23 protein-coding genes, 3 tRNA genes and 1 pseudogene are annotated in these 25,332 nt (G+C 64.7%); 14 read left to right on the plus strand and 13 right to left on the minus strand.

What is annotated here, in order from left to right:
- Positions 1-46: 46 nt before the first annotated feature.
- Positions 47-355 carry a YtxH domain-containing protein gene (locus QF035_RS35090; protein ID WP_055615009.1) on the minus strand — a complete coding sequence of 103 codons (309 nt, stop codon included), beginning with the start codon at positions 353-355 and terminating at the stop codon, positions 47-49.
- 165 nt (positions 356-520) lie between these two features.
- Between QF035_RS35090 and QF035_RS35095 the strand changes: the two genes are divergently transcribed.
- The 3 genes from QF035_RS35095 (at position 521) to QF035_RS35105 (ending at position 913) form a co-directional block, all read left to right on the plus strand.
- Positions 521-593, plus strand: a tRNA-Asn gene (locus tag QF035_RS35095).
- Between the two features lie 6 nt (positions 594-599).
- A tRNA-Asn gene (locus QF035_RS35100) sits at positions 600-672 on the plus strand.
- A gap of 167 nt (positions 673-839) precedes the next feature.
- Positions 840-913: transfer RNA gene (locus tag QF035_RS35105), tRNA-Ile, on the plus strand.
- Between the two features lie 865 nt (positions 914-1,778).
- On the opposite strand, the pseudogene QF035_RS35110 reads toward QF035_RS35105, so the two are convergent.
- The 3 genes and pseudogenes from QF035_RS35110 to QF035_RS35120 all read right to left on the minus strand — a co-directional run.
- Positions 1,779-1,988, minus strand: a pseudogene (locus QF035_RS35110) (transposase family protein); the annotation flags it as partial.
- A gap of 67 nt (positions 1,989-2,055) precedes the next feature.
- A complete protein-coding gene (locus QF035_RS35115) occupies positions 2,056-2,475 on the minus strand; it encodes a thioesterase family protein (protein WP_307524665.1) in 420 nt (139 codons plus the stop codon).
- 11 nt (positions 2,476-2,486) lie between these two features.
- Positions 2,487-3,104, minus strand: coding sequence for a TetR/AcrR family transcriptional regulator (locus QF035_RS35120; protein WP_307524666.1), 618 nt, complete (start codon positions 3,102-3,104; stop codon positions 2,487-2,489).
- A 153-nt stretch (positions 3,105-3,257) separates the two neighbouring features.
- Between QF035_RS35120 and QF035_RS35125 the strand changes: the two genes are divergently transcribed.
- A complete protein-coding gene (locus QF035_RS35125; RefSeq protein ID WP_307524668.1) occupies positions 3,258-4,010 on the plus strand; it encodes an amidohydrolase family protein in 753 nt (250 codons plus the stop codon).
- 648 nt (positions 4,011-4,658) lie between these two features.
- Here the strand turns inward: QF035_RS35125 and QF035_RS35130 are convergent.
- The 5 genes from QF035_RS35130 to mtnP all read right to left on the minus strand — a co-directional run bounded on the left by QF035_RS35130 (position 4,659) and on the right by mtnP (position 10,062).
- The gene (locus tag QF035_RS35130; RefSeq protein WP_307531661.1) at positions 4,659-5,330 is read right to left on the minus strand and encodes a transposase family protein; all 672 of its coding nucleotides are present in this window, start codon (positions 5,328-5,330) and stop codon (positions 4,659-4,661) included.
- A gap of 40 nt (positions 5,331-5,370) precedes the next feature.
- Entirely contained in the window at positions 5,371-6,039 is a 669-nt protein-coding gene (gene cas6e / locus QF035_RS35135; protein ID WP_307524670.1) for a type I-E CRISPR-associated protein Cas6/Cse3/CasE, read from the minus strand.
- A gap of 1,371 nt (positions 6,040-7,410) precedes the next feature.
- Positions 7,411-8,400 (minus strand): DMT family transporter, encoded by a 990-nt coding sequence (locus QF035_RS35140; protein WP_307524672.1) that lies wholly within the window; start codon positions 8,398-8,400, stop codon positions 7,411-7,413.
- A 129-nt stretch (positions 8,401-8,529) separates the two neighbouring features.
- Positions 8,530-9,009, minus strand: a complete 480-nt coding sequence (locus QF035_RS35145) for a YbaK/EbsC family protein (RefSeq protein WP_307524673.1) — start codon at positions 9,007-9,009, stop codon at positions 8,530-8,532.
- A gap of 156 nt (positions 9,010-9,165) precedes the next feature.
- A complete protein-coding gene (gene mtnP / locus QF035_RS35150) occupies positions 9,166-10,062 on the minus strand; it encodes an S-methyl-5'-thioadenosine phosphorylase (protein ID WP_307524675.1) in 897 nt (298 codons plus the stop codon).
- Between the two features lie 235 nt (positions 10,063-10,297).
- Here mtnP and QF035_RS35155 point away from each other — a divergent pair, with 235 nt between their 5' ends.
- The 3 genes from QF035_RS35155 to QF035_RS35165 all read left to right on the plus strand — a co-directional run bounded on the left by QF035_RS35155 (position 10,298) and on the right by QF035_RS35165 (position 13,843).
- Positions 10,298-11,158: an adenosyl-fluoride synthase gene (locus tag QF035_RS35155; protein WP_307524677.1), complete on the plus strand. Its 861-nt coding sequence runs from the start codon at positions 10,298-10,300 to the stop codon at positions 11,156-11,158.
- 114 nt (positions 11,159-11,272) lie between these two features.
- Positions 11,273-13,159, plus strand: a complete 1,887-nt coding sequence (locus QF035_RS35160) for a fluorothreonine transaldolase (protein WP_307524680.1) — start codon at positions 11,273-11,275, stop codon at positions 13,157-13,159.
- 108 nt (positions 13,160-13,267) lie between these two features.
- Complete coding sequence (locus tag QF035_RS35165; RefSeq protein WP_307524682.1) at positions 13,268-13,843, plus strand: helix-turn-helix domain-containing protein; 576 nt, start codon at positions 13,268-13,270, stop codon at positions 13,841-13,843.
- Here the strand turns inward: QF035_RS35165 and QF035_RS35170 are convergent.
- The gene (locus QF035_RS35170; protein ID WP_307524684.1) at positions 13,825-14,550 is read right to left on the minus strand and encodes a response regulator transcription factor; all 726 of its coding nucleotides are present in this window, start codon (positions 14,548-14,550) and stop codon (positions 13,825-13,827) included. The genes QF035_RS35165 and QF035_RS35170 overlap by 19 nt on opposite strands.
- Positions 14,547-15,860 carry a cation:proton antiporter gene (locus QF035_RS35175; protein WP_307531663.1) on the minus strand — a complete coding sequence of 438 codons (1,314 nt, stop codon included), beginning with the start codon at positions 15,858-15,860 and terminating at the stop codon, positions 14,547-14,549. The genes QF035_RS35170 and QF035_RS35175 overlap by 4 nt, the downstream gene beginning before the upstream one ends.
- 307 nt (positions 15,861-16,167) lie before the next feature.
- On the opposite strand from QF035_RS35175, the gene ahcY reads away from it, so the two are divergent.
- Genes ahcY through mtnA form a run of 5 tightly spaced genes read left to right on the plus strand, consistent with a single transcriptional unit; the run spans position 16,168 to position 20,855 of the window.
- Positions 16,168-17,631: an adenosylhomocysteinase gene (ahcY, locus tag QF035_RS35180; protein WP_307524686.1), complete on the plus strand. Its 1,464-nt coding sequence runs from the start codon at positions 16,168-16,170 to the stop codon at positions 17,629-17,631.
- Positions 17,632-17,674: 43 nt separating this feature from the next.
- The gene (locus tag QF035_RS35185; protein WP_307524688.1) at positions 17,675-18,217 is read left to right on the plus strand and encodes an adenine phosphoribosyltransferase; all 543 of its coding nucleotides are present in this window, start codon (positions 17,675-17,677) and stop codon (positions 18,215-18,217) included.
- Between the two features lie 4 nt (positions 18,218-18,221).
- The gene (locus tag QF035_RS35190; RefSeq protein ID WP_307524690.1) at positions 18,222-18,569 is read left to right on the plus strand and encodes a DUF190 domain-containing protein; all 348 of its coding nucleotides are present in this window, start codon (positions 18,222-18,224) and stop codon (positions 18,567-18,569) included.
- A 31-nt stretch (positions 18,570-18,600) separates the two neighbouring features.
- Positions 18,601-19,794 carry a methionine adenosyltransferase gene (metK, locus tag QF035_RS35195; RefSeq protein ID WP_307524693.1) on the plus strand — a complete coding sequence of 398 codons (1,194 nt, stop codon included), beginning with the start codon at positions 18,601-18,603 and terminating at the stop codon, positions 19,792-19,794.
- The gene (gene mtnA / locus QF035_RS35200; protein WP_307524695.1) at positions 19,791-20,855 is read left to right on the plus strand and encodes an S-methyl-5-thioribose-1-phosphate isomerase; all 1,065 of its coding nucleotides are present in this window, start codon (positions 19,791-19,793) and stop codon (positions 20,853-20,855) included. The genes metK and mtnA overlap by 4 nt, the downstream gene beginning before the upstream one ends.
- Before the next feature lie 28 nt (positions 20,856-20,883).
- On the opposite strand, the gene QF035_RS35205 is transcribed toward mtnA, so the two are convergent.
- Positions 20,884-21,555 carry a response regulator transcription factor gene (locus tag QF035_RS35205; RefSeq protein WP_307524696.1) on the minus strand — a complete coding sequence of 224 codons (672 nt, stop codon included), beginning with the start codon at positions 21,553-21,555 and terminating at the stop codon, positions 20,884-20,886.
- A gap of 636 nt (positions 21,556-22,191) precedes the next feature.
- Positions 22,192-23,400 (minus strand): ISAs1 family transposase, encoded by a 1,209-nt coding sequence (locus QF035_RS35210; protein WP_307519909.1) that lies wholly within the window; start codon positions 23,398-23,400, stop codon positions 22,192-22,194.
- Positions 23,401-23,711: 311 nt separating this feature from the next.
- On the opposite strand from QF035_RS35210, the gene QF035_RS35215 reads away from it, so the two are divergent.
- Together QF035_RS35215 and QF035_RS35220 are read left to right on the plus strand one after the other, a co-directional pair.
- Positions 23,712-24,020 (plus strand): transposase, encoded by a 309-nt coding sequence (locus QF035_RS35215; RefSeq protein ID WP_054224182.1) that lies wholly within the window; start codon positions 23,712-23,714, stop codon positions 24,018-24,020.
- Complete coding sequence (locus QF035_RS35220; protein ID WP_307524698.1) at positions 24,017-24,934, plus strand: IS3 family transposase; 918 nt, start codon at positions 24,017-24,019, stop codon at positions 24,932-24,934. Before QF035_RS35215 ends, QF035_RS35220 begins: the two co-directional genes overlap by 4 nt.
- Positions 24,935-25,332: the final 398 nt, after the last annotated feature.

The following is a 25,332-nucleotide window of genomic DNA, read 5'->3' on the forward strand; positions in this document are numbered from 1 at the left end:
ACGACCGGAGCTGGCCGTACCGGTCCGGCGGAGGCGGTCGTACCGGTTACGTGTTGCTGGTGCCCCAGTCGTCATCGGTACGCGTGCCGTTCGTGTTGCGCTCCCGCAGGTGGCGGACCCTCTCGGCCACCGAGTCGGGGACCCGGTCACCGACCTTCTCGCTCACCGCGTGGTACGCCTTGCCGGCGAACTCGCGCCCCTGCTGGGCCGCGGACTCGGCGGTGTTGCGCACCGCCGGGTTCTGAGCGACCTGCTGGGCGGTCTTCCTCAGCTGCTCGTAGCGCTCGCGCCCGGCACGCGTGCCCAGCACGTATCCCAGGGCCAGTCCGGCGACGAACGTGAGCCGGTAGCGCATGGCGGCCACCCTTCTCTTGTGAGTCGGTCCCTTGCGGCGGCGTCGGTCGCAGGCGGGGCTTACCGATTGGCGGAGCACCCCCCTGCTTGCGCTAATGTATGTGTCGCAGCGAGCGCACGCCCCCTGGCGAATACCCAGGGAGGTACGTTCGATGCAACGAGGCGATCCCCTGTAGCTCAATTGGCAGAGCAGCCGGCTGTTAACCGGCAGGTTACTGGTTCGAGTCCAGTCGGGGGAGCTTCGGTCTTCCGTAGCTCAATTGGCAGAGCAGCCGGCTGTTAACCGGCAGGTTACTGGTTCGAGTCCAGTCGGGAGAGCAGGCGAACGAGGACCCCGTCGGGGTCCTTTTTCATGTCCTCGGGAACCGCTCCGCCCCAGGTGGGGTCCTTCAGGGCAGGCGAAGTCGACCATCCGAAGCAGGAGATCGTATGAGCGGCTATGCTGCGGCAGACGGCGCGCACAAATGTGCGCGACGCGCCGTAATGGGGCGGTAGCTCAGCCGGTTAGAGCAGCGGACTCATAATCCGTCGGCCGTGGGTTCGAGTCCCACCCGCCCCACCCGCGCAGGCCTCTGACCTGCGGAAACGTTCATTTTCGGGTGCCGGGTCGTCAACTTTGCCTGAACGGACTGAATCCGCTGCTCGTGAGTTCAACCTCCGGGCCAGGCTTGATAGTTCGAACAGCTCTGACCTGCGTGGATGTGCGTGTCAGTGGGGGCGTTGGGTCGGCTGGACGAGGCCTTGTTACTGGTCGGGCGCTGCATTCGGGACGCTGGTAGGACGCAGGGAAATGGAGGGGGCTGCTCCGCGGTCAGGTCGTCGGCGCCGTTCGGAGGTGGGTAGGGCCATGACGACCCGCAGACTGCGCCCGCGCGCTGCACTGTCGGCCGGGACGCCGCCCTGGTCACCTGTCTGGCCCGGATGCTCGACCGCGTCCTCCCGGCCAACCCGCACCACCGCCGGATTGGTGTCCACCCCGACCGTCTCCCGCCTGATCGACACCCTCGCCGGTGCCGGACCCCGGGCGCTCGCGGCGATCGGGCGCGTTGATCCACCATCGGATGGTCCTGGAAGAGAGCGTCTGGTTCGCGTGGCCGGCACCGCCCTGGACGTGGTGCCAGCGCGGGTAGAGGCGATGCGGTCGAAGGTGAAACGGCTGATGGTCCGCGGCTGGCTGATCGAGCGGCAGCCAGGCCGGTTCACGATCGCTGCGCGCATGTCCGGGTGCGGGGCATGAGCAGGGTCATCGACCAGTAGATCATCGCTCCGGCGCTGGTGGAGCGGCGCTCGTAGTCGCGTACCAGGCGGCGGGTACGCATCAGGTGGGCGAAGAATCGCTCGACGATTCACCGCTTGGGCAGCACCACGAAACCGCGCATATCGTCGCTGCGCTTGACGATCGCGAGGACCAGGGCGAGCGTGGCAAGGTAGGACTCGACGAGGGGGCCGACGAACACCAGCTGGTGACGGGCGCCGGCACCCGTGGCCCGCTTCCTGGCACCGCCCCGCGCAGCATGACGACGGCCCTCGAGATCGGCCTGCCACGGCAGCGCCAACTCCTCCACCAGGCACGCCAGATGGTGCTGCGAGATCCCCGTGAACAGCCGATGCGCCAGCACCGCCCGATCGACCATGATCGCCACAGCCGGATCATGCCAACTACCTGCCATGACGCCTCACCCGCTATCACGCACCAGCTAGTTAGGAGCGGTCGGTGCGGTCGGTGAGCGTGGTTTCGAAGCGGTTCAAGTCGACGATGGTGCGGCGGTGGCTGCCGCGGCACACGATGGCGGCTTCGTCGTGCGCGGTGACGTCGAAAAGCAGGCGTCGGCCCTTGACGGCGGTCAGCACGGCCTCGATCGTCACGGTGGACCCCGGTGGTGTGGGCGCTTCGTGGCTAAGGTCGACGTGCACTCCCAGGGTGCGCTGGCTTGTCGGCAGGTGAGGGGCGAGTGCCTGCATGCAGGTCCATTCGACGAGTCCGACGAGGTAGCCAGTGGCCAGTACAGACGGCATGACCGCAAACTCCTCCGATTCCGGCAGCAGGTGTGGCACGGTGCGGTATTCGGGGACCTGGTAGTTGAGGGTGGCATTCAGGCCGGGCTTGAGGGACGGTTCCATCGAGTCCTCCATCAGGAGTTCGGCGGGGCGGGCTCACCGCTGGGCTGAACTTCTGGACCGAGCACCCGGGCGCAGAAGACGAGGCGTGCGGCGGCACCGCGTGCGCGGCGGATCGCGGTGCGATCGTCGGCGACGACGACGCGGGCGTTGGCGCCGTCGATCAGCAGCAGTAGATCGGAGCCGAGCCCTTGCGGATCGGTAAGTCCCGCCTCGACGGCGAGATGGGTGAGCGTGTCACGTAGCCAGTTCTTGTAGTCGGAGATCACCACGCGGGCCGGGTGCTTGGGGTCGTGCAGTTCCACTGCGGCGTTGGTGAACGGGCAGCCACGAAATCCGGAACGGCCGTGCCCCTCGGCCAGCCAGTCGAACACCGTCAGCAGCAGCTGTTCTCCTGTCTCGGCCGATTCGGCGAGAAAGCGGGTGAGTGCCTCCTGGCGGGTGCGGCTACGCCGGTCGAGTACTGCGGCGACCAGCTGCTCCTTCGAACCGAATTGGGCGTAGAGCGTCGGTTTCGAAACCCCCGCCCGCTTCGCGATCGTATCGACGCCTGTGGCGCGGATACCTTCGGTGTAGAAGACCTCCGTTGCGACTTGGAGTAGTCGTTCACCGCCCGCGCTGAGCTCTGACATACTCGCGATACTGACAGGTCTGTAAAGCGCAGGCAAGGCGCGACCGGGTCGCACAGTGATGCCGCTGCCGCCATGAGCATCCGGGCAGGGGCCGGGTGGGTGTGCGGCCGGCCGTCCCGGCCGCTCGTGTGGCCAACAACGGAGGAATTCACCGTGCCGGTTCGACGTCCCTTCTTCGACTCGCACTTCCACGTGATCGACAGTCGCTTCCCGCTGTTTGAAAACAACGGATTCCTGCCCGAGGAGTTCACCGTCGGCGACTACCAGGAGCGAACCGCGGCGCTGAGTGTCGTCGGTGGTGCGGTCGTGTCGGGATCATTCCAGCGGTTCGATCAGGGCTATCTGCTCGACTCGCTCGCCCAACTCGGCCCGGGATTCGTCGGGGTCACGCAGATACCGCACGACCTGCCGGACGAGGAGATTGCGTACCTCGGCGAGCGGGGGGTGCGAGCGATCCGGTTCAACCTCCGCCGCGGCGGATCGGCGGCCCTGGAGTACCTCGACGTGCTGGCTCGCCGCGTGCACGACGTGGCCGGCATGCACACCGAGCTGTACGTTGACGCTCGGGACCTACCCGAACTCGCCGACACTCTGGCTGCACTGCCCGCCGTGAGCATCGACCACCTGGGCCTGCACGCCGACGGCCTGCCGCACCTGCTGGCACTGGTTGAGCAGGGCGTACGGGTGAAGGCCACCGGCTTCGGACGGGTCGACCTCGATGTCGCCGACACCATCCGAGCCGTCCTGAAGGTCGCCCCGACCGCGCTGATGGCGGGAACGGACCTCCCCTCCACCCGGGCGCGCCGCCCCTTCGCCGACACAGACCTCGACCTCCTAGCGGACGCGGCCGGCGACTACTACGGCGCAGTCCTCCACGACAACGCCGCAGCCTTCTATCGTCTGTGACACCGGAATCGGGGCGGGGCGCCGACGCTCGTCCACGGCGCCCCGCTCCCGCGACTCCACTGACCGAAACGGTGCCATGGTGAGGCACCGTGCGGCTGGGGAACGGCTACTACACCCTGGGCATTGGCGGCGTCGCGATCAAAGTGGTGGCCGAACGCGCACGCTGTACTTCCAGTTCGGCTCCAAGGCCAATAACGCACAACAACTGCTGCCGCTGCGGTAGCCGTTCTCATAGTCCGTCGGCCGTGGGTTCGAGTCCCACCCACCTCACCTTAGACGTGATATGACCTGCGCAAACGTTCCTGGTGAGGTGTTGGAGCGTCAACTATGGCTCCACGGACTGCATCCGGTGGCCGATAGTTTGCGCTGACGTGGTCCACATCGATTGACATGAACCTGACCTGTATGAATGCGTCAAACCTGCGACTGTCGCGTACTGCGGCAGACCGGCCGTACGGTGATGGGGTCGTAGCGTGGGGACACTGTGGGGACCTCGGTAATCGAAGGGGTTCGTGGTGGAGCTGTCTGCCAGCCTGGAGTACCCATGCATATGAGGCGTTAGAGGCGGACCACTTCTGGGGCTACGACTGCTAACGAGCTCGTGAGTGGCTGGCCGTGGCGCGTCGAGGGTTGCGGTGTTGGAGGTGTTCACACTCGTAGCCCGTGGGAGAGGGGGGCGGTCTGCTGGTGTGAGAGCAGTCCGGCAACGGCTTGGACGATGTCACTCATGTGCTCGCGACGGCCTAGGCGGCGGGCAAGGGCCCTCCAGTTCTTCAGGTGTGCGATGCCGTGCTCGACGGGGATGCGTCGTGACGAGTGTGCCTGGCGCTGCCGTTCGAGGCTCTCTTCGTACCGGGTGGGGGCCTTCCACTTGAACTTGTGATGGGTCGGTGTCGCCATCTGTCCGCCGGCTTGTGGGCCCATGCCCTGGTAGCCGGCGTCCGCGAGGATCTTCATGAACGGGCCGTCGGCCAGGAACTCGACCAGTCCGAGCTGTCGAGCCTGGGTGATGGCGGCGCAACTGCCCCGCTGGACCGGGCTGCAGAACAGCACCCGTCCCGCGGCGTCCGTGAGGACCATGGACTTCACGGCGTTCCGCTTTGTCTTGCCGGAGACGAACCTGTCCCGGTCCTTGCGATGGGCGGCCGGGCGTCGTACGCGGATCTCCGTGCCGTCGACAACCCCGGTCTGAGCATCGGCGACCAGATGCGCGATGACTTGGGCGAGAGTGCAGGGTGGCCAGCAGCCGTTCGACGAAAACGACCCTGTGCTTCGCCCCTGCCCCTGCAGCCCGCTGCCGAGCCGTGAGTCGAGCCTGATGCTGCTCCTACCACAACGGCCCGACCTTTTCGGATAGAGCTCACCGCTTCCGCGCGGGGGCGACGCTGAGGAGGCCGCAGCCGTAGGCCTTGCCGCGGCCGATGCCTTCGGTGATCTTCTGGCGGAGGATGTCGGGGTCTGTGACGGTGGCGGAGCCGTCGAAGCGGGTGCGGGCGTGGCGGATGTGCTGGGGGGTGCCTGCTGCGGGGGTGCGGGTGGCATGGACGGTGTCGAGGGGGCGGGAGCGGAGGGTGAGGGGTTTGAGGCCGGCGGTGTCGGCCTGGCGGGTCCACCATTCGTCGGCGTGGGCGCCGGTGAGAGGGACGACAGGGGGGAGGTTGTAGAGGGCGCGGGTGGTGGCGCCGGGTTTACGGACGGGGCTTGCGGCGCAGCGGTAGTGGATAGTCAGGCCGGGTTTGAGGGCGTCGAGGAGGGTGTCGAGGGGTCGGCTTTGGGTGGTGCCGTAGTCGTCGGGGAGCCGGGTGAGGTCCGGTTGGTGGGTGCTTTGCAGGAGGATGTGCGGTCCGATCGGGGTGTCGTCGATGCGGAACAGGACGCCGAATCGGGCGCGGGAGTGGGATCCGGCGTCTGCTGGATACAGGGACATCAGGCGGCGGTGTAGGTTCATTGCCACCTCGTGGCCGGCCATGTCGCGGCGGGCGTCCTGGGAGCGGGGGTTGGGGGTGATGTGGGTCAGCCAGACGCTCAACGAAGGCTCCCTTCGAGCTGGTTGCGGTGGGTGTGTTGACCCTCAGTCCTACTTCGGAGATCCGGATCGTCTGGCCGCCAAAGCGGCAAGACCACCCCGGTGCGACTTCGTCGCCAGCGTCGGTGAGGGGCTGCATTCGCAGCAGCACCAGGTCGCCCAGCACTGGATACCTGTCCCAGGCCGCCGGCGCCGGTCGCCCCGCAGTACCACACAGCCAGCGGCCTGGACCGGTGCCACGTGTGCCAGAACCCGCGTTAGCGTGGCGTGAACCAGTTCGTGGTGGCAGCCGGGCAGGGGAAGCGTTCCCAATCTCGTGGAGGGCGAGGGTCGACTGCTCGTACTTGCACGGTGTCCGTCCGCTGTCGGCGCTCAGCCTGGGGGGCAGCAGGCACTCGGTGACTCTTGCTTCCCGGCGGCTGAACTCGTAAAGGGTCATCCGACTACTGCCCGGATACCCCACCTCATCGAGCAGGAGGGCCAGTGCCCAGAGCGGGGCCATCTCATGGGGAAACTGACGCTCCCGCTCCGCACCGAGCGCAAACATATGGGCCGGCTCGCTCCGCGCCGCCGCGAACGCTCGCGAAACCTGGGCTTGGAACGGAGGGGTGGTCTTCCTCAGGCCCTGAAGCCCTGCCCAAAACGCCAGGAGTTGCCGGGCCTCGCCTGCAGTCAGTCCCGGTGTCCGTGTGAGCCTCTCAAGCACCTGACCACTCAGCAGCGCATCCCGTTTGGCGCGGAACCCCTCGACGCCCAACAGTTGGCAGATTGCCGGGTATGGATGTGGAAGTCCATGCTCCTGGCCCCATAGCCGGACTTCGATCAGGGAAAGACCGGACGGGACAGGCTCACGCTTCCTCACGACGGCAACGGATCGCTGAACCCGCTGACACTGCACCCCCAGCTGCGCGAACATCAGATCGCACTCAGCACGAGCCCGTGAACTTCGCCCCGCGGAGACCCAGTTGATGCAGTAACTCAACCATCGAGGGTGAGCAACGCTGCATTCCGTACGGTACTTGCAACGTCATTGAAGATCCCCAGGTCAGCGAGCGTCCTCTCGGTGTGAGTGGATGGCTCCCGGCTTTGCCGAAAGGCTTGTAACAGCGCCGATCGGCCGACAGCAGCAGTTCCTGGTTGTGCCGCCACACGCCGCGCACAGTGTCCAGACGGGCCGGCCCAGGCTTCGTACGTCTGGCCATCGAAGCCAGCTCCCGTAATTCCTTGACCTGCTGCATTGCCTCTATGGTGCTCAGCTCTGTTGAAGAGCTGTCGAGGCGAGTGACCGGCAGCCGCGGCGCGCACAGTATATTCAACGACACCTCCGCGATCCCTACCCACTTCCAACGCCCCATCGGCTTCATGTAGAGCTCCCTAAGAGGTGTACCTGCCGCTCGTTGCCACCTCCGTCGACTGCTCCGCAGAAGCACCAGTGTCCTGCTCGACCGGTTCAGCCTTGTTACGTCCCTCGAAGTGCCTTCCGACGATCGCCGCGAGAACGATCAGCGCACCACCGATGCCTTGAATGAGTCCGATGCCCTCTCCTGCCGCGAGAACAGCGAAAACCGCCGCGAATAGAGGCTCAGTTGCAAGGATCAATCCCACGCGTGTGGAGCTGGACAAGCGTGCTGCGCGCAGCTGAACGAAGAAGGCGTACGACGTGCCGAGTACGCCCAGGTAGGCGATGAGTAGCCAGTTCTGTCCACTGACAGCACCCGAGGCTTCCCACACCGGTGTGGATGTGAAGGCAGAGGTGATGCTCGCGAGCAGGCACACGACAAGGAACTCGACGAGCGTCAGGTTGGAGAGCGACTGCTTGCCGGTCACGCCGCTTTGGCGTCCGAACAGAGTGATCTGGGTGGCTCGGACCAGGGCCGCGCCCAGAATGATCAAGTCGCCGGACTGCGGGTGGAGTCCTCCCTCCAGCACAAGTAGACCGCACCCGACGAGGGCGGTCACCGTGGCCGCGTACACCATGGCTGCCTGCCTGCGTCGGCTGATGACGCGTTCGAGTACCGGAATGAGGACTACGGAAACAGTGATTAGGAAGCCCGAGTTGGCGGCGGAGGTGTGCTTTACTCCGACCGTCTCCAGTATGAGGATGCCGTACAGCAGGGAACCGAAGAACGCTCCCGACACCACCTCTGACCTGCTGATATGAGGAAGGGTGCGCGCTGCGATCAGCACAATGACTGGTAGCGCAGTCATGAAGCGCAGCGCGAGGAAGCTCGCGGCGGAGACGGACTCTCCCACGTCTTGCATGACGACGTAACTGGAACCCCAGATCACTGCCACGAGTAGTACGGACAGGTCCAGCGGCACCGTCGCGCGCCGGTCCTCACGGGGTGAATCAGGTAACGCCATGCGGGCCCTCTCCGGTGGCGGATAGGCGAGTTCACCCCCACATCATTCAGCAAACCGACAGCGGTGTCGATTATACTGAACGATGTGGGCAGCGATGGCTCCTTTCGGAATCAGTCGTTCGTAGGGGTGCTAGCCGGCAGGCGCGACGATCGACTCAAGCCGCGGCGACGTGATCGCCGCGTAGTCCTTGATCCTCAACGCCATCGAACGGTCGAGCCTCGCGGCATTGAAGAAGATCTCCTCCTTCTCCAGCAGCGCCGGATCGACGATGAGCTCCAGGTCGGGGTGGAAGGAGAACGGCAGGATGGTTCCCGCCACACTGCCCGCCAGGCGCTCCGCGGCCTCGGTGCTGGCGAACGATACATAAGTGCCGCCCAGCAGCTGCTTGATGCCGTTGAGGTTGACGCGTGCGTCACCAGGCACGACGGCCAAAATGTACTTGGTGACCTTCTTGCCCAACTTGACCATGACCACGATGCATTTGGCGGCATCGGCCACATCGTTTCCCCGCATGGGACTGACGATCTCCGTCCGCCCCTCGGGTTCGTGGTCGATCAGCCGGTACTGGGCACCGTGCTGATCAAGTAGGTCGATCAACTTCTCGTACATGTTCTCCGCGGTTTCCAATGAATACCTCTCAACCGCCCATGCGGTGCGGGGGATGCAGTGACGAAGGGCTCTGTGGTAAGTGCGCCCTGCCTGAGGTCTTACGCTGCAGGATCGCCGCGCCGGACCGCGCACCGAGCCGACAAGCCGCAGGCGCGCTTACAGTACCGGCGCAACGCGGTCACGCAACAGCGTCGGCACGTGGCCCAAAGACGCACCCTGCCATGCTTGACGGTCCGTCATGATGGCATTGTCCAAAGCGCGATGACAGTTGCACTGCGAGGGATGGGTCTCCTGGGTAAACCCCAAGAGCACTTTCTGAGCAGCGGAGATGTTGGCCGCCATCACCTCGGCGACGCTCTGCGCGTCCACGGAGTCATGCCGCGGATGCCAGCAGTCGTAGTCCGTGACCAAGGCGAGCCCGACGTAGCAGAGTTCAGCCTCACGGGCGAGCCTCGCCTCCGGGAGTGCGGTCATGCCGATGACGTCCATCCCCCACGAGCGGTACAACTCGGACTCGGCGCGGGTGGAGAACTGTGGGCCTTCGATGCAGCAGTACGTTCCCGCTTCGTGAACTGTCGGATGCACTGCGGCCGCGACTCGCTCCAGAACAGGCCGCAAACGGCCGCAGTAGGGGTCGGCTAGGGAGACATGCGCCACCATGCCGTCTCCGAAGAATGACGCCGGCCGCACACCCCTGGTGCGGTCGATCAACTGGTCGAGGATGACCATGTCCCCCGGCGTGAAGTCGCCGCGCAGGCTGCCCACCGCGCTGACACTGATCACTTCGCTGACACCCAGTGCCTTGAGGGCGTATATGTTGGCCCGCGCGGGAATTTTCGACGGCGAAATGACATGGCCCCGTCCGTGGCGCGGCACGAAGGCAATACGTCGGTCGCCGACAGTCCCCAATATGAGCGGCCCGCTCGGATCTCCGTAAGGTGTCTTTAGCTCGACTTCCGTGATGTCACTCAAACCCTCGAGCGAGTAGAGGCCACTGCCACCGATGATTCCGAGGTCGGCCGAATGAAAGGCCGCTCCTCCTGTGTCGCGCATATGAATACCTCCAAGTGACGTCACCAGGTCCGAGCAACGTAGCAAGCCGCCGCGCTCGGGCACATTGAGCGAACGAAGCGAGATCGCCTACACCTTTGGATGCAGACAGATACGCCACCTACGTACAATTCAACCGGGATGGGTCAACTCATAGTCTCGATCACACCAATTCTCGTGATTGCAGAGGAGAAAAGGCGTGGCCACAAACGGCATTCAGCGACCCATGATCGGCTTCATGAGCGACCTCGGAACCACGGACGACTCGGTGGCCCAGTGCAAGGGCCTGATGCACAGCATCTGCCCGGGCGTCACAGTCGTGGACGTGTGCCACTCCATGACACCGTGGGATGTCGAGGAGGGCGCTCGCTACATCGTCGACCTCCCCCGGTTCTTCCCTGAAGGGACTGTGTTCGCCACCACCACCTATCCGGCCACCGGGACCGAGACCCGTTCCGTCGCCGTACGCATCAAGCAAGCCGCGAAAGGCGGCGCTCGGGGGCAGTGGGCAGGGTCCGGTGCCGGCTTCGAGCGCGCCGAGGGCTCGTACATCTACATCGCGCCCAACAACGGGCTCCTCACCACCGTGCTGGAGGAGCACGGTTACCTCGAAGCGTACGAGGTGACCTCAACGAAGGTCATACCCGAGACACCGGAGCCGACCTTCTACAGCCGCGAGATGGTGGCCATTCCCGCAGCGCATCTTGCCGCCGGTTTCCCGCTGTCGGAGGTGGGCCGCCCACTTGAGGACAGCGAGATCGTGCGCTTCAAGAAGGCTGCGGTGGAGAGTTCCGGCAGCACCATCTCCGGGACGGTATCGGCGATCGACCATCCCTTCGGCAACGTCTGGACAAACATCCACCGCACCGACCTCGAGAAGGTGGGCGTCGGCTACGGGAAGCCGATCAGGATCACCGTCGACGACGTTCTGCCTTTCGAGCTGCCCCTGGTCCCCACCTTCGCCGACGCCGGCGAGATCGGGAGCGTAGTGGCCTACCTCAACAGCCGCGGGTACCTCTCCCTGGCCCGCAACGCGGCCAGCCTCGCGTACCCGTTCAACCTGAAGGCCGGGCTGAAGGTCCGCGTCGAGGCAAGGTAACGCGCCGTCCCTCCGGGCCGACCGCCGTCAGCGCCCCGCTCGGTGGTCGGCCCGGAGGGACGTTCCGCACCCGCCAAGCAGCCCTCACGTCCAGAGAGGAAGAGGGGGAAAGCCATGGGATCCGATCCTGAAACCGGTGTGCTGTCCATGCGTGCCATCAGCGAGTTGGTAGCCGCCGAGGAGGAGGAGCAGTCTCAGGTCCTTCATCTGACCGCGAACGAAACAGTGCTGTCCCCGCTAGCCCAGAGCATCCTCTCCAGCCCACTCTCGGAGCGATACCTGCTGGAGCATCTGGACATGCGGGAGTCGTCGCCCGCGCGGCTGAACAACCTGCTGCTGCGAGGACTTGACCGCATCAGCCGCATCGAGGAGTCCGCCACCGAGGTCTGCCGCCAGCTCTTCGGCAGCGAATATGCCGAGTTCCGCTGCCTGTCCGGCCTGCACGCTATGCAGACGACATTCGCCGCGCTCTCGGACCCCGGTGACACCGTGATGCGTGTGGCGACGAAAGACGGCGGGCACTTCCTCACGGAATTGATCTGTCGGTCCTTCGGGCGTCAAAGCTCCACATATGTATTCAAGGATGACATGTCCTTGGACGTCGACCTGACACGGGAAGTCTTCAAGAACGAGAGCCCGTCCCTCCTGTACGTCGACGCAATGAACTACCTCTTTCCCTTCCCTCTGGCAGAGGTCAAGGAGATAGCGGGAGACGTACCACTCGTTTTCGATGCCTCCCACACTCTCGGGCTCATCGCTGGCGGCCAGTTCCAGGACCCCCTGAGCGAAGGCGCGGACATCCTCCAAGCCAACACCCACAAGACGCTGTTCGGACCGCAGAAGGGCATCATCCTCGGCACTGACCGGACTTTGATGGAGAACGTGGGCTACACTCTCTCCTCCGGAATGGTCAGCAGTCAGCACACCGCGCCGACCATCGCCCTTTTCGCCGCCCTGCACGAAATATGGTACGACGGGCGAGAATACGCTGCCCGCGTCGTGGACAACGCCCGATTTCTCGCCGAACAACTTCACGCGCGCGGGGTTTCTGTCCTGGCTGAGAGCCGCGGATTCACCGCGAACCACATGTTCTTCGTGGATACGCGCTCGGTGGGCACCGGCCCCATGGTGCTGGACCGGCTGATACGGGCGAACATCTCGGCCAATCGCGTCATCGCCTTCAACCGCAGCGACACCATACGGTTCGGGGTGCAGGAAGTAACCCGCAGGGGATTCAGGCACAACGAACTGACCACTGTCGCCGACCTCTTGGCATCGCTTATCCTCGGCAAGGAAGAGCCCGAACGCATCCGGCCCAGGGTCGCCGAATTGGTCGGACAACATCGCGAGATTCACTTCACCGGTGAGGACGCGACGCCGCGGGAGTCGATCATGCTGCAGGCACCTTCCGTTCAATCCTCGACTTCCACTCCTTCGTCTGTACCGAAACGTCCGCGCTGGATCGGAATCCGACTCTCAACAGCGACTCACCGCGTTCCTCGACGCCTTTTCGAGCAGGCTCATGCATTGGGCGTCGTGGCAGGTGCCTTCCCTCACCAAATCGACTCCGCAGGCAACATCAGTTGCGTCGACGCGGACGGCCGGCAGTACGTGACCGGCAGTGGTGTGTACATCAAAGACCTTGGGACGGGAGACTTCGTCGAGATCAAGGGCCGCGACGGATGGACGCTTGAGTGCGAGGGAGACGGCCCGCCGTCCGCCGAGGCGTATCTCCACCGCCTCCTCCGGGAAAGGGTTGGAGCCACCTACATCGTGCACAATCACTGCATCCTCGACCGGGACCTGGAGGAGGAGGGGAACGTGTTGGTCATCCCGCCCCAGGAGTATGGAAGCGTCGCGCTCGCTGAGGCAGTGGCGGACGCGGCCTCCCAGAACCAGGTGATGTACGTCCGCCGGCACGGACTTGTGTTCTGGGCGACGGCCTATGAGGAGTGTGCGGAGCTGGTGCACCAGCTGAGCCGACGAGCCGGGCGTCACTGACCTGAGCGAAGGCGGCCGTCCTCACCTGCTCTTGTGCTGACACCAACTCCACGTACGCTCTCCGCTACGGCACCGGCCCGACCGCGGATCACAGGAGTAGTCAACGGCATGGACAGTGAGACACCGGCAGTGGACCCACCCAAGGGTGTAGGTGCGACGGTCGGCACGCAGGTGCGCCGCTTGCGTACGTTCCGTGACCTGTCACTGACCGAGCTCTCCCGGCTGTCCGGCGTCAGTCGGGCGACCCTTTCCGGTATCGAGTCCGGACGGGGAAACCCGACCATCGAGACAATCTCGGCTATCGCCGTCGCGCTCCGTCTGCCCTTGGGTGACCTCCTGGTCGACCTGGCTCCGCAGAGGCCGGTGCTGCGTCGGGGCACTGCCTCGCCCGAGAAGAGCAAGCAGGAACTGCTGGAGCGGATCGGTGCCGGCGGACTCAGCGAGATCTGGCGTGTACGCGTCACCCAGGTCGGATGGCGCATCGACAGTCCCGCCCACAGCAAGGGCACTATTGAGCGCATTACCGTGCTGCACGGCGTACTGCGCGTGGGCCCCGTCGACGCCCCGGTGGAACTCAGCCAGGGCGATTTCGTCACGTTCTCGGCCGATGTCGATCACTTCTATGAAGCTGTGCAGCCCGACGTGGATGCAGTCCTCGTCATGACCTATCCGGCAGCCCCGTAGGCCGAGTTCGCTGTAGGGCCAATCATCGCAGCCACTGCCGGAATCAAGCCGAGCTCCCCTGCCTTGCGGACAGCGTCAGTACGGCACGATGCGTCCAACTTGGCGTAGACGTTGGACAGATGGCGTTTCACCGTACCTTCCGCAATCACGAGCAGATGAGCAATCTGCGAGTTGCGTAGTCCGCGAGCGACCAAGGCGACGATCTCCTGTTCCCGCGCGGTGAGCGGCGAAGGCCCGTGCCCTTGCAAGCCGTCGAGTGTCCGCTGAGTCAGCGAGAGCACGATCCGATCGCTGTGCTGCACGACGCCACGTACAGCCCCGGCCAACTCTTGGGGGGTGGTATGTCGGGGCAGAGCCGCTTGCACGCCGACCATCAGAACGCGTTTGACGGCGAACGGCTCCTCACGGGCCAGCATGACAACTATCCGTGCCCATGGAGCAGCTGCCCGCAGAGCTGACAAGTCCTCCAGGGCATCCGCCTCGACGACGTCCATGCCGACGAGTATGACCACGGGGCGCAGGGAACCGACCGCTGTTGTCATTTCCTTCAGCGTCGCCGCCTGGGCTATCACGGCGAAGGCGTCTTCGGCTGTGAGACAGTGCAACAGACCTGTTCGGAAGATGGGGTTCTCGTCGACAACGCCGATCGCGATGCGGGGAGAGCTGATCGGTTCCGACACCACCATCGGATCGCGAAGCACCGTCACTTCGTCGCCGCCTTCGGATTCTCGTCTTCGTGTGCCGCCCTCTGCCTTGGCCCGCTAGGCGACGCGTCGAAATCGGGGTCGTACGTAACGAGGGCTCCTCCACGGGAAACGACCCTCGCGAGCCAGATGCCCGCCATTTGCGAGGTCACGATCGACAGGACCACGAGCGCGGTAAAGAAACTCTCGCTGATGATGCCGGCGCCGAACGTGGTCGAGGCGAGTATGATTCCTGGACCGCCGCGGGCGTTCATAGCTGCCGCGATATTGGTTGCCGCAGAAGGGGACTGTCCAGCGACCCGGGCGCCTACCCAGACACTTGCGAACTTGGCGAGGCAGGCAAGCCCCAGGAACCACAGGAAGAACACGACGTCGAAGTGACGTATCAGATCCAGCTTCAGTCCTACAACGGCAAAGTACACGGGGATGAAGAAGGCCAGGGAAATATTTCGTAGTGTTTCACGGGCCTGATCGGCTCCCGAGGAGCCTGCCTCGCAGATCCCTGCAGTGAGCGCACCGAATATGGGGTCTATGCCGAGGCCAGCGCACATCAGACACAGCGAGAAAATGAAGATCATCAAGAAGGCGGTAGGACTGCGCTGTGCCAGCACATTCCACCGCATTCGGGCAAGCGTTGAGAAGATCCGTTGCCCGTATCGAATGTGAATGGCGAGGAACAGCATCGGTGCCACGGTGAAGTACAGAGCCCCCCACGCCAGCGGAACCTCTCCCATCAGGGTCCCAAGCCCGTATGTCTCCCCGGAACGCGCCCCGGCGACTCCCATCACGATCGCGAGGACCACATAGAGCACCACGTCTTCAAGCACCGCGACCGTGAGCACTATGCGTGCGAAACTGGACCTCAGTATTCCGAGATCCAGCATGATTCGAGAGATCACGGGGATGCTCGTCAGGGCGATGGCGAGGCCGAAGACCAAGGCCAGGGTGGTCTGTGAACCGTTCGCCCCTGACAGGTCCGCGAGCCCCAAGGAGTACGCCACCGCCAGCCCGGCGGCAAAGGGAACCACGAGGCCCGAGACGGAGACCGAGACGATCGTCCGCTTCTCCGCTTTGGTGGCGCGACCGTGAAGCTCTGTACCGGTCAGATAGACCAAGAGCAGTAGGCCGAGCTGGTAGATGACACCGAGCGCCGAAGCCGCAGGCCCTTCTTCCGGCACGATCTCGTTCTGGAATTGTGGCCACACGGCGCCGAGGACCGTCGGCCCCAGCAGGAGCCCCCCGACGATCTCGCCGATGACCGGCGGCTGCTTGATCAGCTTGAAGACGTAGGCGGTGCTGTGTGCGACGATCACCAACAAGATCAGTGAAGTCAAGACTTGCGCAACTTCGCCAGCACTCAGTGACATTGCGTACCTCCGAGACGGCTGTCGACAACCCTTCGACTTGCTATCCGAGGTCAACCCGAACCGTCTACGAGATCTCAGGAATTCAATCTCCAAGACGCGTAAATGCGTCGGCTGGCTTCATCCGAACGATGGAGAAAATGCTCCGCTCACCATTTGAGCGGAGAAGGAGATTCAACAACCCGATGGATGCTGCTGACGCCTGGCGCGAGGCACACTGAGCAGAAATTCCACTGCCCCAGATGGGGAGAGTACCGTGGCGACTGTTCCCCGGAACGCCCCGCTCAGTGCAGACGACTTCAAGGTGGCGGACCTCTCGCTTGCGGATTTCGGGCGCCGGGAGATCCAGATGGCGCAGCACGAGATGCCCGGCCTGATGGCGCTGCGAGATGAATACGCAGGCTCTGCGCCACTGCGCGGGGCGCGGATCACCGGGTCGCTGCACATGACGGTGCAGACCGCAGTGCTGATCGAGACGCTGGTCTCACTGGGAGCGGACGTCCGTTGGGCCAGCTGCAATATCTTCTCTACACAGGACCACGCAGCCGCGGCGATCGTAGTGGGCCCTCGGGGCACGCCTCAGCAGCCGTGCGGAATACCGGTGTTCGCCTGGAAGGGCGAGACGCTTGAGGACTACTGGTGGTGCACAGAGCGGGCTCTGGCATGGCCCGATGGAGGCCCGGACCTGATCGTGGACGATGGTGGCGATGCAACGCTCCTGGTCCACCGGGGCGTTGAGTACGAGAAGGCAGGTCAAGTCCCTCCCTCGTCGTCTGCCACATCCAAGGACGAGGAGGTCGTCCTCAACCTCCTGCGCCGCAGTCTGGCTGAAGACCCCAACCGGTGGAACACCGTGGTCCACGGAATCCGAGGGGTGTCTGAAGAGACGACCACCGGTGTGCTCCGCCTGTACGAGATGCACCGCACCGGCCAACTACTCTTCCCCGCGATCAATGTCAACGACTCCGTGACCAAGTCGAAATTCGACAACCGGTACGGCTGCAGGCATTCGCTCATCGACGGCATCAAGCGCGGCACGGACGTCCTCATCGGCGGCAAGACAGTCGTTGTGTGCGGCTACGGCGACGTAGGCAAAGGCTGCGCGGAGTCGCTCCGCGGCCAAGGTGCGAAGGTGACCGTGACCGAAGCCGACCCCATCTGTGCGCTGCAGGCAGCCATGGACGGCTATTCGGTCGCGCCCCTTGAGGACATGCTGCCGACGGCTGACATCGTCGTGACCGCCACCGGGAACAAGCACGTCGTGCACGCCGAGCACATGGCACGCATGAAGCACCAAGCGATCGTTGGTAATATCGGGCATTTCGACAACGAAATCGACATGGCCGGCCTGGAGGCATACCCCGGCATCGAGCGCGTTCCCGTCAAACCTCAGGTGGACCTGTGGCAGTTTCCCGACGGGCACGCGGTTGTGGTGCTGAGCGAGGGACGGCTGCTCAACCTCGGCAATGCAACTGGTCACCCCAGCTTCGTGATGTCAACCAGCTTCGCGAATCAGGTCATTGCACAGATCGAACTGTTCACGCGGGGACACGAGTACGCGATCGGAGTACACCGGCTCGCCAAGCAGTTGGACGAGAAGGTCGCACGGCTTCACCTGGAGGCGTTGGGTGTCCGGCTGACACGCCTGACTCCTGAGCAGGCCGCCTACATCGGCGTTTCCGTCAACGGACCATACAAACCGGACCACTACCGCTACTGACCCCTCCTGCTCACCTCACCGAGGACAAGGAAGGCAACACGTCATGGATCAAGCCGCCGTCGACGCCGCCATACTCCTGCACACCATCATCGACGTCCCGGGATACCCGCGTCCCGGCATCGTGTTCAAGGACATCACGCCCCTGCTTGCGGACCCGATCGCCCTCGCCAAGGTCGTACAGGCCATGGCGGATCCGTTCAAGGGAAGGATCGACAAGGTGGCCGGCATTGAGGCGCGGGGATTCATTCTTGCCCCGCTCCTTGCCGCACGACTCGGCACGGGCTTCGTGCCCCTGCGTAAGGCTGGCAAACTCCCCCGGGCCACATGGTCGGAAAACTACGAACTGGAATACGGACAGGCGACGCTCGAGGTGCATCGTGACGCCTTCGCGCCCGAGGAGAACGTCCTGATCGTCGACGACGTCCTGGCCACCGGTGGCACGGCTGCAGCGGCCCTGCGGCTGGTGGAACGAGCCGGGGCTGTCCCCAGCGGATTCACGGCTCTCCTCGACCTGGGGCTGCTGCCGGGGCGCGGCGTGCTGACGGGGATACACGCCCACATCCTGCATACCCTGGCCGTTGCCTGAGTCCGTGAACGTTCCCGCCGAGACGCCTCCTGTCGGCGCAGGGGCCCCCACGCTGCAACGGCTCACCGTATTCATCCGAAGCACGGACTCGGCACGAGGCACCCCGCTGTACGTCGAGATCGTCCGGCGTGCTCATCGGGACGGACTGCGCGGCGCGACGGTGATTTCCTGCATAGCAGGCTTCGGCAGGGCCCGGACGCTGCGCCGACCCAGGTTCTTCCGGATCGTTCAGGACTGCCCACTGATGGTTGTCATCGTCGACTCCGTCGACCGCGTCGAACTGTTCCGCATGTCCCTCCAGGAACTCGCCCCGGATGCCCTCATCGTCGAGGACACGGTGACGAGCGCCTGACAGGCCCTCCCAGCACAGGAGAACAAAACTGATGTCACGTACTCAGCTGTACACGTCGGAATCCGTGACCGAGGGACACCCGGACAAGGTGGCCGACCAGATCTCCGACGCCCTGCTCGATGAGATACTGCGCAGCGACCCTTCTGCCCACTGCGCCATTGAGACACTGATCACTACCGGTCTGGTGGTAGTGGCTGGGGAGCTCTCCACCAGCGCGCGTGTCGACGTTCCCGAAGTCGTGAGGGGCGTTCTGCGCGACATCGGCTATGACCATGTGGATCAGGGATACGACGGAAACAACTGCGGGATTGCCGTCACCCTGGACCAGCAGTCGCCGGACATCGCCCAAGGACTCACTGAGTCATGGGAAAGCCGGTCCACAGGCGGCGATGTCGCTCTGCTTGACCGCCAAGGAGCCGGTGATCAAGGCATGATGATCGGCTACGCATGTGACGAGACTCCGGAACTCATGCCTCTCCCCATCGCGCTGGCCCACCGTCTGTCGCGACGCCTGAGCGAGGTGCGAAAGACGGGGTTAGTGCCGTACCTCCGACCGGACGGCAAGACTCAAGTGACGGTCGAGTACGAGAACGGTCGGCCTTCCCGTGTCGCCACGGTCGTGGTTTCCGCCCAGCACAGCTCTGAGGCTGATCTGGATGACGTGCTCGTTCCGGAGATCCAGCGACACGTCATCTCCCCTTGTCTGTCAGGCGAGTTGAGTGAGCATGCCCCTACGGTCCTCGTGAATCCGACAGGCCGCTTCGAAATCGGCGGGCCGGTGGCCGACGTCGGGCTTACTGGCCGCAAGATTATCGTGGATACCTACGGCGGCCTGGCCCGCCACGGCGGTGGTGCCTTCAGCGGCAAGGACCCCTCCAAGGTGGACCGGTCCGCCGCTTACGCCGCTCGCTGGGTCGCCAAAAACGTCGTGGCAGCCGGGCTGGCCACCCACTGCGAAGTCCACCTGAGCTATGCGATAGGCGTCGCTCGGCCCGTAGGCATACACGTCGAGACCTTCGGCACCGAGCGCGTGGACCCGACACGGCTCAGCAAGGTCGTTCCTGACTTCTTCGACCTGCGCCCCGCGGCCATCATCCGAGACCTCGAACTCACCCGCCCCATCTATCGTCCGACCGCCGCGTACGGTCACTTCGGAAGGGAAGAGCCAGGCTTCACCTGGGAACTCAGGTCCAGGGTCGCGGATCTCGCGGCAGCTCTGGCATGACCTCCGCGGAATCCGGCCGCGCACTCAGCGCCGGTATCGGCCCCGTGATCGGGTGGAGCGGGGATGTGATCGTGGCTCTCGACCAGACCGCCCTGCCGCGTCAGACGAACCTTGTACGACTGACAACAGTCGATCAGCTCGTCGAAGCGATCCGCAGACTCGTCGTGAGAGGTGCCCCGGTACTCGGAGCAGCAGGAGCACTGGGGGTGGCGCTGGCGGTGCGTGAGGCAGACCGATCCAGCTGGACACCCTCTGAACTCACCTACCAAGTCGACAGGATCCGCGATGCTCGCCCTACTGCAGCAGACTTGGCGGTGGGGGTCTCCGTCGTGCGGCCCTTGATACCGCAGGGGGCCAAGGTAGTGGAAGCCGCGGCCCGCTCCTATGTGGACCGGATCGTAGGGTCTAACCGTCGCCTTGCGACACGCGGAGCCGACTACCTGGCCGATCTGTTTCCTGGCAAGGTGCTCCGTCTGCACACGCACTGCAATACGGGCGCTCTGGCAGGCGTGGAGTGGGGCACGGCCTTGGGCGTGGTCCAGGCATTGCATGCGCGAAAGCTCGTCAGTCAGGTGATCGTCGACGAGACCCGCCCACTGCTCCAGGGGGCTCGACTTACTTGCTGGGAACTGGAACGACTGGGCATCGATCATCGTCTTATCTGCGATGGTGCCGGTCCATACGTACTGGCGCGCGGTGATGTGGATGCTGTTGTTGTTGGGGCCGATCGCATTGCGGCCAACGGGGACGTCGCGAACAAGATAGGCACCTACGCCCTCGCTCTCGGAGCTCGTCATGCTGGTGTGCCGTTCGTCGTTGCAGCACCTGAGTCAACGCTCGATGTGACGATCCCAGACGGTTCGGCTATCGCCGTTGAGCAGCGTGCAGAGGCCGAGGTCACCCAGGTGCAAGGAATCCTCCTGGCACCTGAGAGTACCCGTGCCCTCAACTACGCCTTTGACATCACTCCCGCCGAGTTCGTCAGCGCGGTGGTCACGGACCGTCGGCTGATCGTTGTTCCGTCCGGTCCTGGCGCGATCGCAAAGCAACGGACTGCCTGATCGAGTCGCTCAGTAGCCGGCCATACGGCTACTGGGCGACTTGCGCGGGCACGCTGATCAGCCCTGTCCCGTAGGCCCGGGCCACCGCTTGAGAGCGATTGCGCAGCCCCAGCTTGGACAGCAGCCTCGACACGTGTGACTTGACCGTGGCTTCCCCGACTGAGAGGCACGCGGCGATCTCGCTATTGGACATGCCGGTTGCCATCAATCGCAGTACCTCGATTTCCCGTGCGGTCAGAACGCCGTACACATCAGCCTGGGCCGACGCGGTGGCGGTTGACAGCATGGCCAGTGGTTCGAGTGCAGCAACAAGTCCGGGCGGCAGCACTGCGTAGCCGGCGGCGACAGCGTGAACCGCGGCGACCATCTGATGAGGTGGGTCGCTCTTGGCAAGGAAGGCCCGAGCACCCGACAGAAGCCCGCGCAGGGCGCTCGCTGAGTCAATGGACTGAGCGATGAAGACGACGCCGACGGAATCAGTGTCCGCTCCGGCCAGCATGCGGCCAAGCCTGAGTCCGGCGCCGTAGGGCATGTCGAGTTCGACGAAGACAACGTCCGGGATACAGACTCGGGCCATTGCCACTGCCTCTTCTGGAGCGCTTGCTTCCGCCACAACCTGGATGCGTTCGTCGTCTTCAAGGATCTTTCGCAGTCCTTTGCGGATCAGGAGGTTGTGCACGCATAACAGAACCGTGATCAAGGTGTCTCCTGCTCATTCAGGTTCGCGCTGCTGGTACTTGATGGAGTGGCACGACCAGACGTGACGGGTCGGCGCGCGTAGACGCCGTGGCGATACTGAGTCACTGAGGACTGGGAAGTCATGAGCGATCGTCGTATTCAGTCGCCGCGGACAGGCGCCGGGGCTGGCTGAATAGGAGTCGCGTCGCTGCCGGCGGCGCCGGGCAGGGATGAGGGCTTTTGCGGCACGATCAATCATCGTCATCCTGGCTGTCCCATATCCATGGAAAAATCACCAGGGACCGTCAGCGGCATGTGCCGCGGTTTCGGTGAGCCCCATCACCGGCTTGCCGTTCAACCAGTGTGAACGTGTCGGGATGTGAGTGAAACAGGGACTTCGGCCGTCACTTAACGCCACAATCGTTCAACTTGGCGTCAGTGGTCTGTCTTCGTGCAGCAACACTCAACGGGCATCTGCGCCTAACGCCACGGGCGCACCGTGGCAAACGTGCAGCCCGACAGTTGCGGCAGTAACGGGTGTGAGCCTTGTTGCGTGCGACGTCAGTCACAGCAGGAGCTCTATGCCATGAGCGCGACCTGCACGCAGAGCCGAATTTGCCACACAAATAGTCACCTGCTGTTCGCGCGCAGGGCTTGATCAAGTTCCGTAGGTGTCCGGATCGTTGGTGATGCCCAGGATGGGGAGTGCTCGTTGGGGTTCGTCGCGGATCGCCCGGGTGGTCTTGGCGATGTTGTCGGCTCCGAGGGTTTTCAGCACGCCGATGGCGAGGTTGCGGAGGGTCGCCATGGCCCGTGGTGCGGTTCCGGCGTGGACGGTGGAGGCGTCCTCGGCGAAGGTGACATCCCTGATGTGGTGCGAGGAGTTCTCCACTCCCCAGTGCCCGCGAATCGCGGTGGCCAGTTCGGAGGGGCGGGCTTGGTGGGCGTCGAGGCTTGTGACGGCGTAGACACTCTCACGGGTCTCGCGCTTGCCGGTCTGCTTGCGGCGGCGGTGGACGCGGATGGCCAGGCGGGCGTGGGGAAAGGCGATCCCGCCGAGTTCGTCCGCGACGGCGCAGGTCTTGATCGAGCGGGACTCGCGCCTGCCGTGCCCGGAGGCGGAGGCGGTGTGCTGGACGGCGATGTCCCGCCACGGCAGGGCCGCGAGCTGGCTGTGGGCGGTCGGCTGGTTGGTCTTGATCACGGCGATGTAGTGGGCCTTCTTGGCCTCGACCAGCCAGGAGATGTTCGTCTTGACCGAGTGCAGGGCGTCGAAGGTGACGACGGTGCCGGCCAGGTCCAGCGGTGCCAGGAGCGGTTGGAAGTGTGTGGTTTCGTTCGTCTTCGCGCCGACCTCCACCTGGGCGAGGGTCACGACGGTGCCGTGAGTGACCGCGGAGAGCAGATGCCGGCGCGTCGCGGTGAGACGGGCTGATCCCTTGAGTGCTTTGCCGTCGACAGCGATCACGCGCGGCCGCCCGGACGCGGACGGCGACGGCGCCTGGTCGGGCTCGGTGGCAGCGCGATGCCGGTCGGCCAGGTAGGCGCCCACCGCCCGGTCCAGGGCGTCACCGTCAACAGCCCCCAGCACACGGCCGATCGTGGCCGGCGACGGAGTGCGCCGCCATCTGAGCAGGTGGCGCCGGATCCCGATGACTGTCAGCAGTGCGTTCGAAGCACGCTGGCCCCACTCGGCGAGTTCGTCGATGCTCCTCGCTCCCGAGACGACCGCGCAGGCACACACCAGCAGGATCGATGTCAGCGAGTACCACCGGCCCCGCCGGGAGCGCGGGTCGGGCACCGAGTCGAAGTAGAGGCGCAGGTCAGCGACCCGACCGGCATCCAACGGACCCAGCTTCACCAACACGGCGGGAATGGGAGAAGATACAGCGGCAGGCACGGGCCACCTCATGATCATCGGGCTTAGACACCACAATGATCACGAAGCCCGTGCCTGCCCTGTTATGCACCCCAACCGGTCACAGCCCGACCAGCCGCACGCCCCCGGAACTTGCAACCGCCCTGGTTCGCGCGCCCTGGCTCAAATCCACGGAGGAGCATCCCGGTCTTCCCGCTGAGATCCACGCATGCTGCGCCAGTCCACGGCACTGAGGTTCCCCCGGGATGCGGAGGAAGTTGACAGCAGGTCAGATGGGACTCATGAGAGGACCTGTGACCATGGCTGCACCCCGGAAATACTCGCTCGAGTTGCGTGAGCGTGCGGTACGTATGTATCGCACCGCTGAGCCGAAGCCCCAGATCAAGAAGCTGGCCGTCGACCTCGGCGTGCACCCGGAGGCCCTGCGTGGCTGGATCCGCCAGGCCGAGGCGGACGCCGGCGAGCGCGACGACCGTCTCACCACCGACGAACGCGCCGAACTCACGGCCCTGCGCAAGGAGAACACCCAGCTCAAGCGAGCCAACGACGTCCTGCGGACGGCCTCGGCGTTTTTCGCGGCGCAACTCGACCCGACCCGGCCCAGGTGACGGCGCTCGTCGACGAGCATCCCCGCCTGGGAGTCGAGTGCGTACTTCGGGAACTCCACATCCCCTCCTCCACCTACTACCGCTGGCGCCGCGCAGAGAAGGAGCCCTGCGAACGGCGGCGTCGCGACGTCGAGCTGACCGAGCGGATCAAGGAGATCCACGCCGACTCCACCGGCGTCTACGGCTCTCCGCGCGTGCACGCCGTGCTGAAACGCGAGGGCACCCCGGTGGGCCGCAAACGGGTCGAGCGCCTGATGCGTGAGACCGACCTCGCGGGTGTGAGCCCGCGACGGAAGGGCTTCACGCGCCGGGACCCGAAGGCCACCCTGGCCCCGGACCTGGTCAACAGAGACTTCACCGCACCGGCGCCGAACCGGTTGTGGGTCACCGACCTCACGATGATCTCCACCGGCGAGGGGCCGTTGTGGCTGTCCGCGATCCGCGACGCGTTCTCCCGCCGGGTCGTCGCCTGGGAGACCTCCGCCCGCGCGGACGCCGACCTGGTCCTGACCACGCTGGAGTACGCGCTCGCGTCCCGCGAGGTCGAGCCGGGCAAGCTCATTCACCACGCCGACCACGGCTGTCAATATACGTCCATCAAGCTCACAACTCGGCTCATGCGGGCGGGAGTTGAGGCGTCCATGGGTTCGGTCGGGGACTCGTACGACAACGCGCTCGCGGAGAACCTCTGGATGCTCATCAAAACCGAGGGCCTCCGCGGCCGCACCTTCACCACGAGGGCCGAGGTGAATCTCGCGCTCTTCGAGTACGTCGACGGCTTCTATAACTCCCGCCGCATCCAGGAACGGCTCGGCTTCCTCAGCCCGATCGAGTTCGAGGAGAAGTACTACGCCGAGCAGGCGACGGCCGAACCAACGAATCTGAACACCCGTCACCCCCTGCTGACGAGCTGATCAGCGGCTCCCGCATGACGGGGGAACCTCACACAGTCAACCGCTCCAGCACCGGGTGCACCACTGCTTCGCCGTCTGGGCCGAAGGCGTCCGACTGTCTGCTCGGGAACGCCACCTACGCACAGGCGTGTTCACGGCAATGAAGCGCGGGCTTGTAACTTGATCGTCAAGTGAGCCTGCTGGATCGCGAAGCCGGCAAGCCGACGAAGGTGTCGGCTGTGCACACTGGCAGTCCATTCCCCAGGACCGACGCTCCTGATCACTGTGCCTTGGGCCGGGTGGAACCACAGGCCTGGAGGAGTGCATCGCCACGGTCGTTCATGATCGCAACTTGGCCTGCCGTATCGCGGCGGGCTACCTCCTCTTGCGCGGAGAGGACCCCTGCCTCGCCGGGAAAT

The organism is Streptomyces umbrinus, from assembly GCF_030817415.1.
Lineage (GTDB): Bacteria > Actinomycetota > Actinomycetes > Streptomycetales > Streptomycetaceae > Streptomyces > Streptomyces umbrinus_A.

Coding starts and splice junctions, on each gene's coding strand:
- QF035_RS35215 (WP_054224182.1), top strand. CDS start 23,712: ATGGCTGCACCCCGGAAATACTCGCTCGAGTTGCGTGAGCGTGCGGTA.
- QF035_RS35155 (WP_307524677.1), top strand. CDS start 10,298: ATGAGCGACCTCGGAACCACGGACGACTCGGTGGCCCAGTGCAAGGGC.
- QF035_RS35120 (WP_307524666.1), bottom strand. CDS start 3,104: ATGTCAGAGCTCAGCGCGGGCGGTGAACGACTACTCCAAGTCGCAACG.
- metK (WP_307524693.1), top strand. CDS start 18,601: ATGTCACGTACTCAGCTGTACACGTCGGAATCCGTGACCGAGGGACAC.
- QF035_RS35090 (WP_055615009.1), bottom strand. CDS start 355: ATGCGCTACCGGCTCACGTTCGTCGCCGGACTGGCCCTGGGATACGTG.
- QF035_RS35185 (WP_307524688.1), top strand. CDS start 17,675: ATGGATCAAGCCGCCGTCGACGCCGCCATACTCCTGCACACCATCATC.
- QF035_RS35145 (WP_307524673.1), bottom strand. CDS start 9,009: ATGTACGAGAAGTTGATCGACCTACTTGATCAGCACGGTGCCCAGTAC.
- QF035_RS35160 (WP_307524680.1), top strand. CDS start 11,273: ATGGGATCCGATCCTGAAACCGGTGTGCTGTCCATGCGTGCCATCAGC.
- QF035_RS35140 (WP_307524672.1), bottom strand. CDS start 8,400: ATGGCGTTACCTGATTCACCCCGTGAGGACCGGCGCGCGACGGTGCCG.
- QF035_RS35115 (WP_307524665.1), bottom strand. CDS start 2,475: ATGGAACCGTCCCTCAAGCCCGGCCTGAATGCCACCCTCAACTACCAG.
- QF035_RS35165 (WP_307524682.1), top strand. CDS start 13,268: ATGGACAGTGAGACACCGGCAGTGGACCCACCCAAGGGTGTAGGTGCG.
- mtnA (WP_307524695.1), top strand. CDS start 19,791: ATGACCTCCGCGGAATCCGGCCGCGCACTCAGCGCCGGTATCGGCCCC.
- mtnP (WP_307524675.1), bottom strand. CDS start 10,062: ATGCGCGACACAGGAGGAGCGGCCTTTCATTCGGCCGACCTCGGAATC.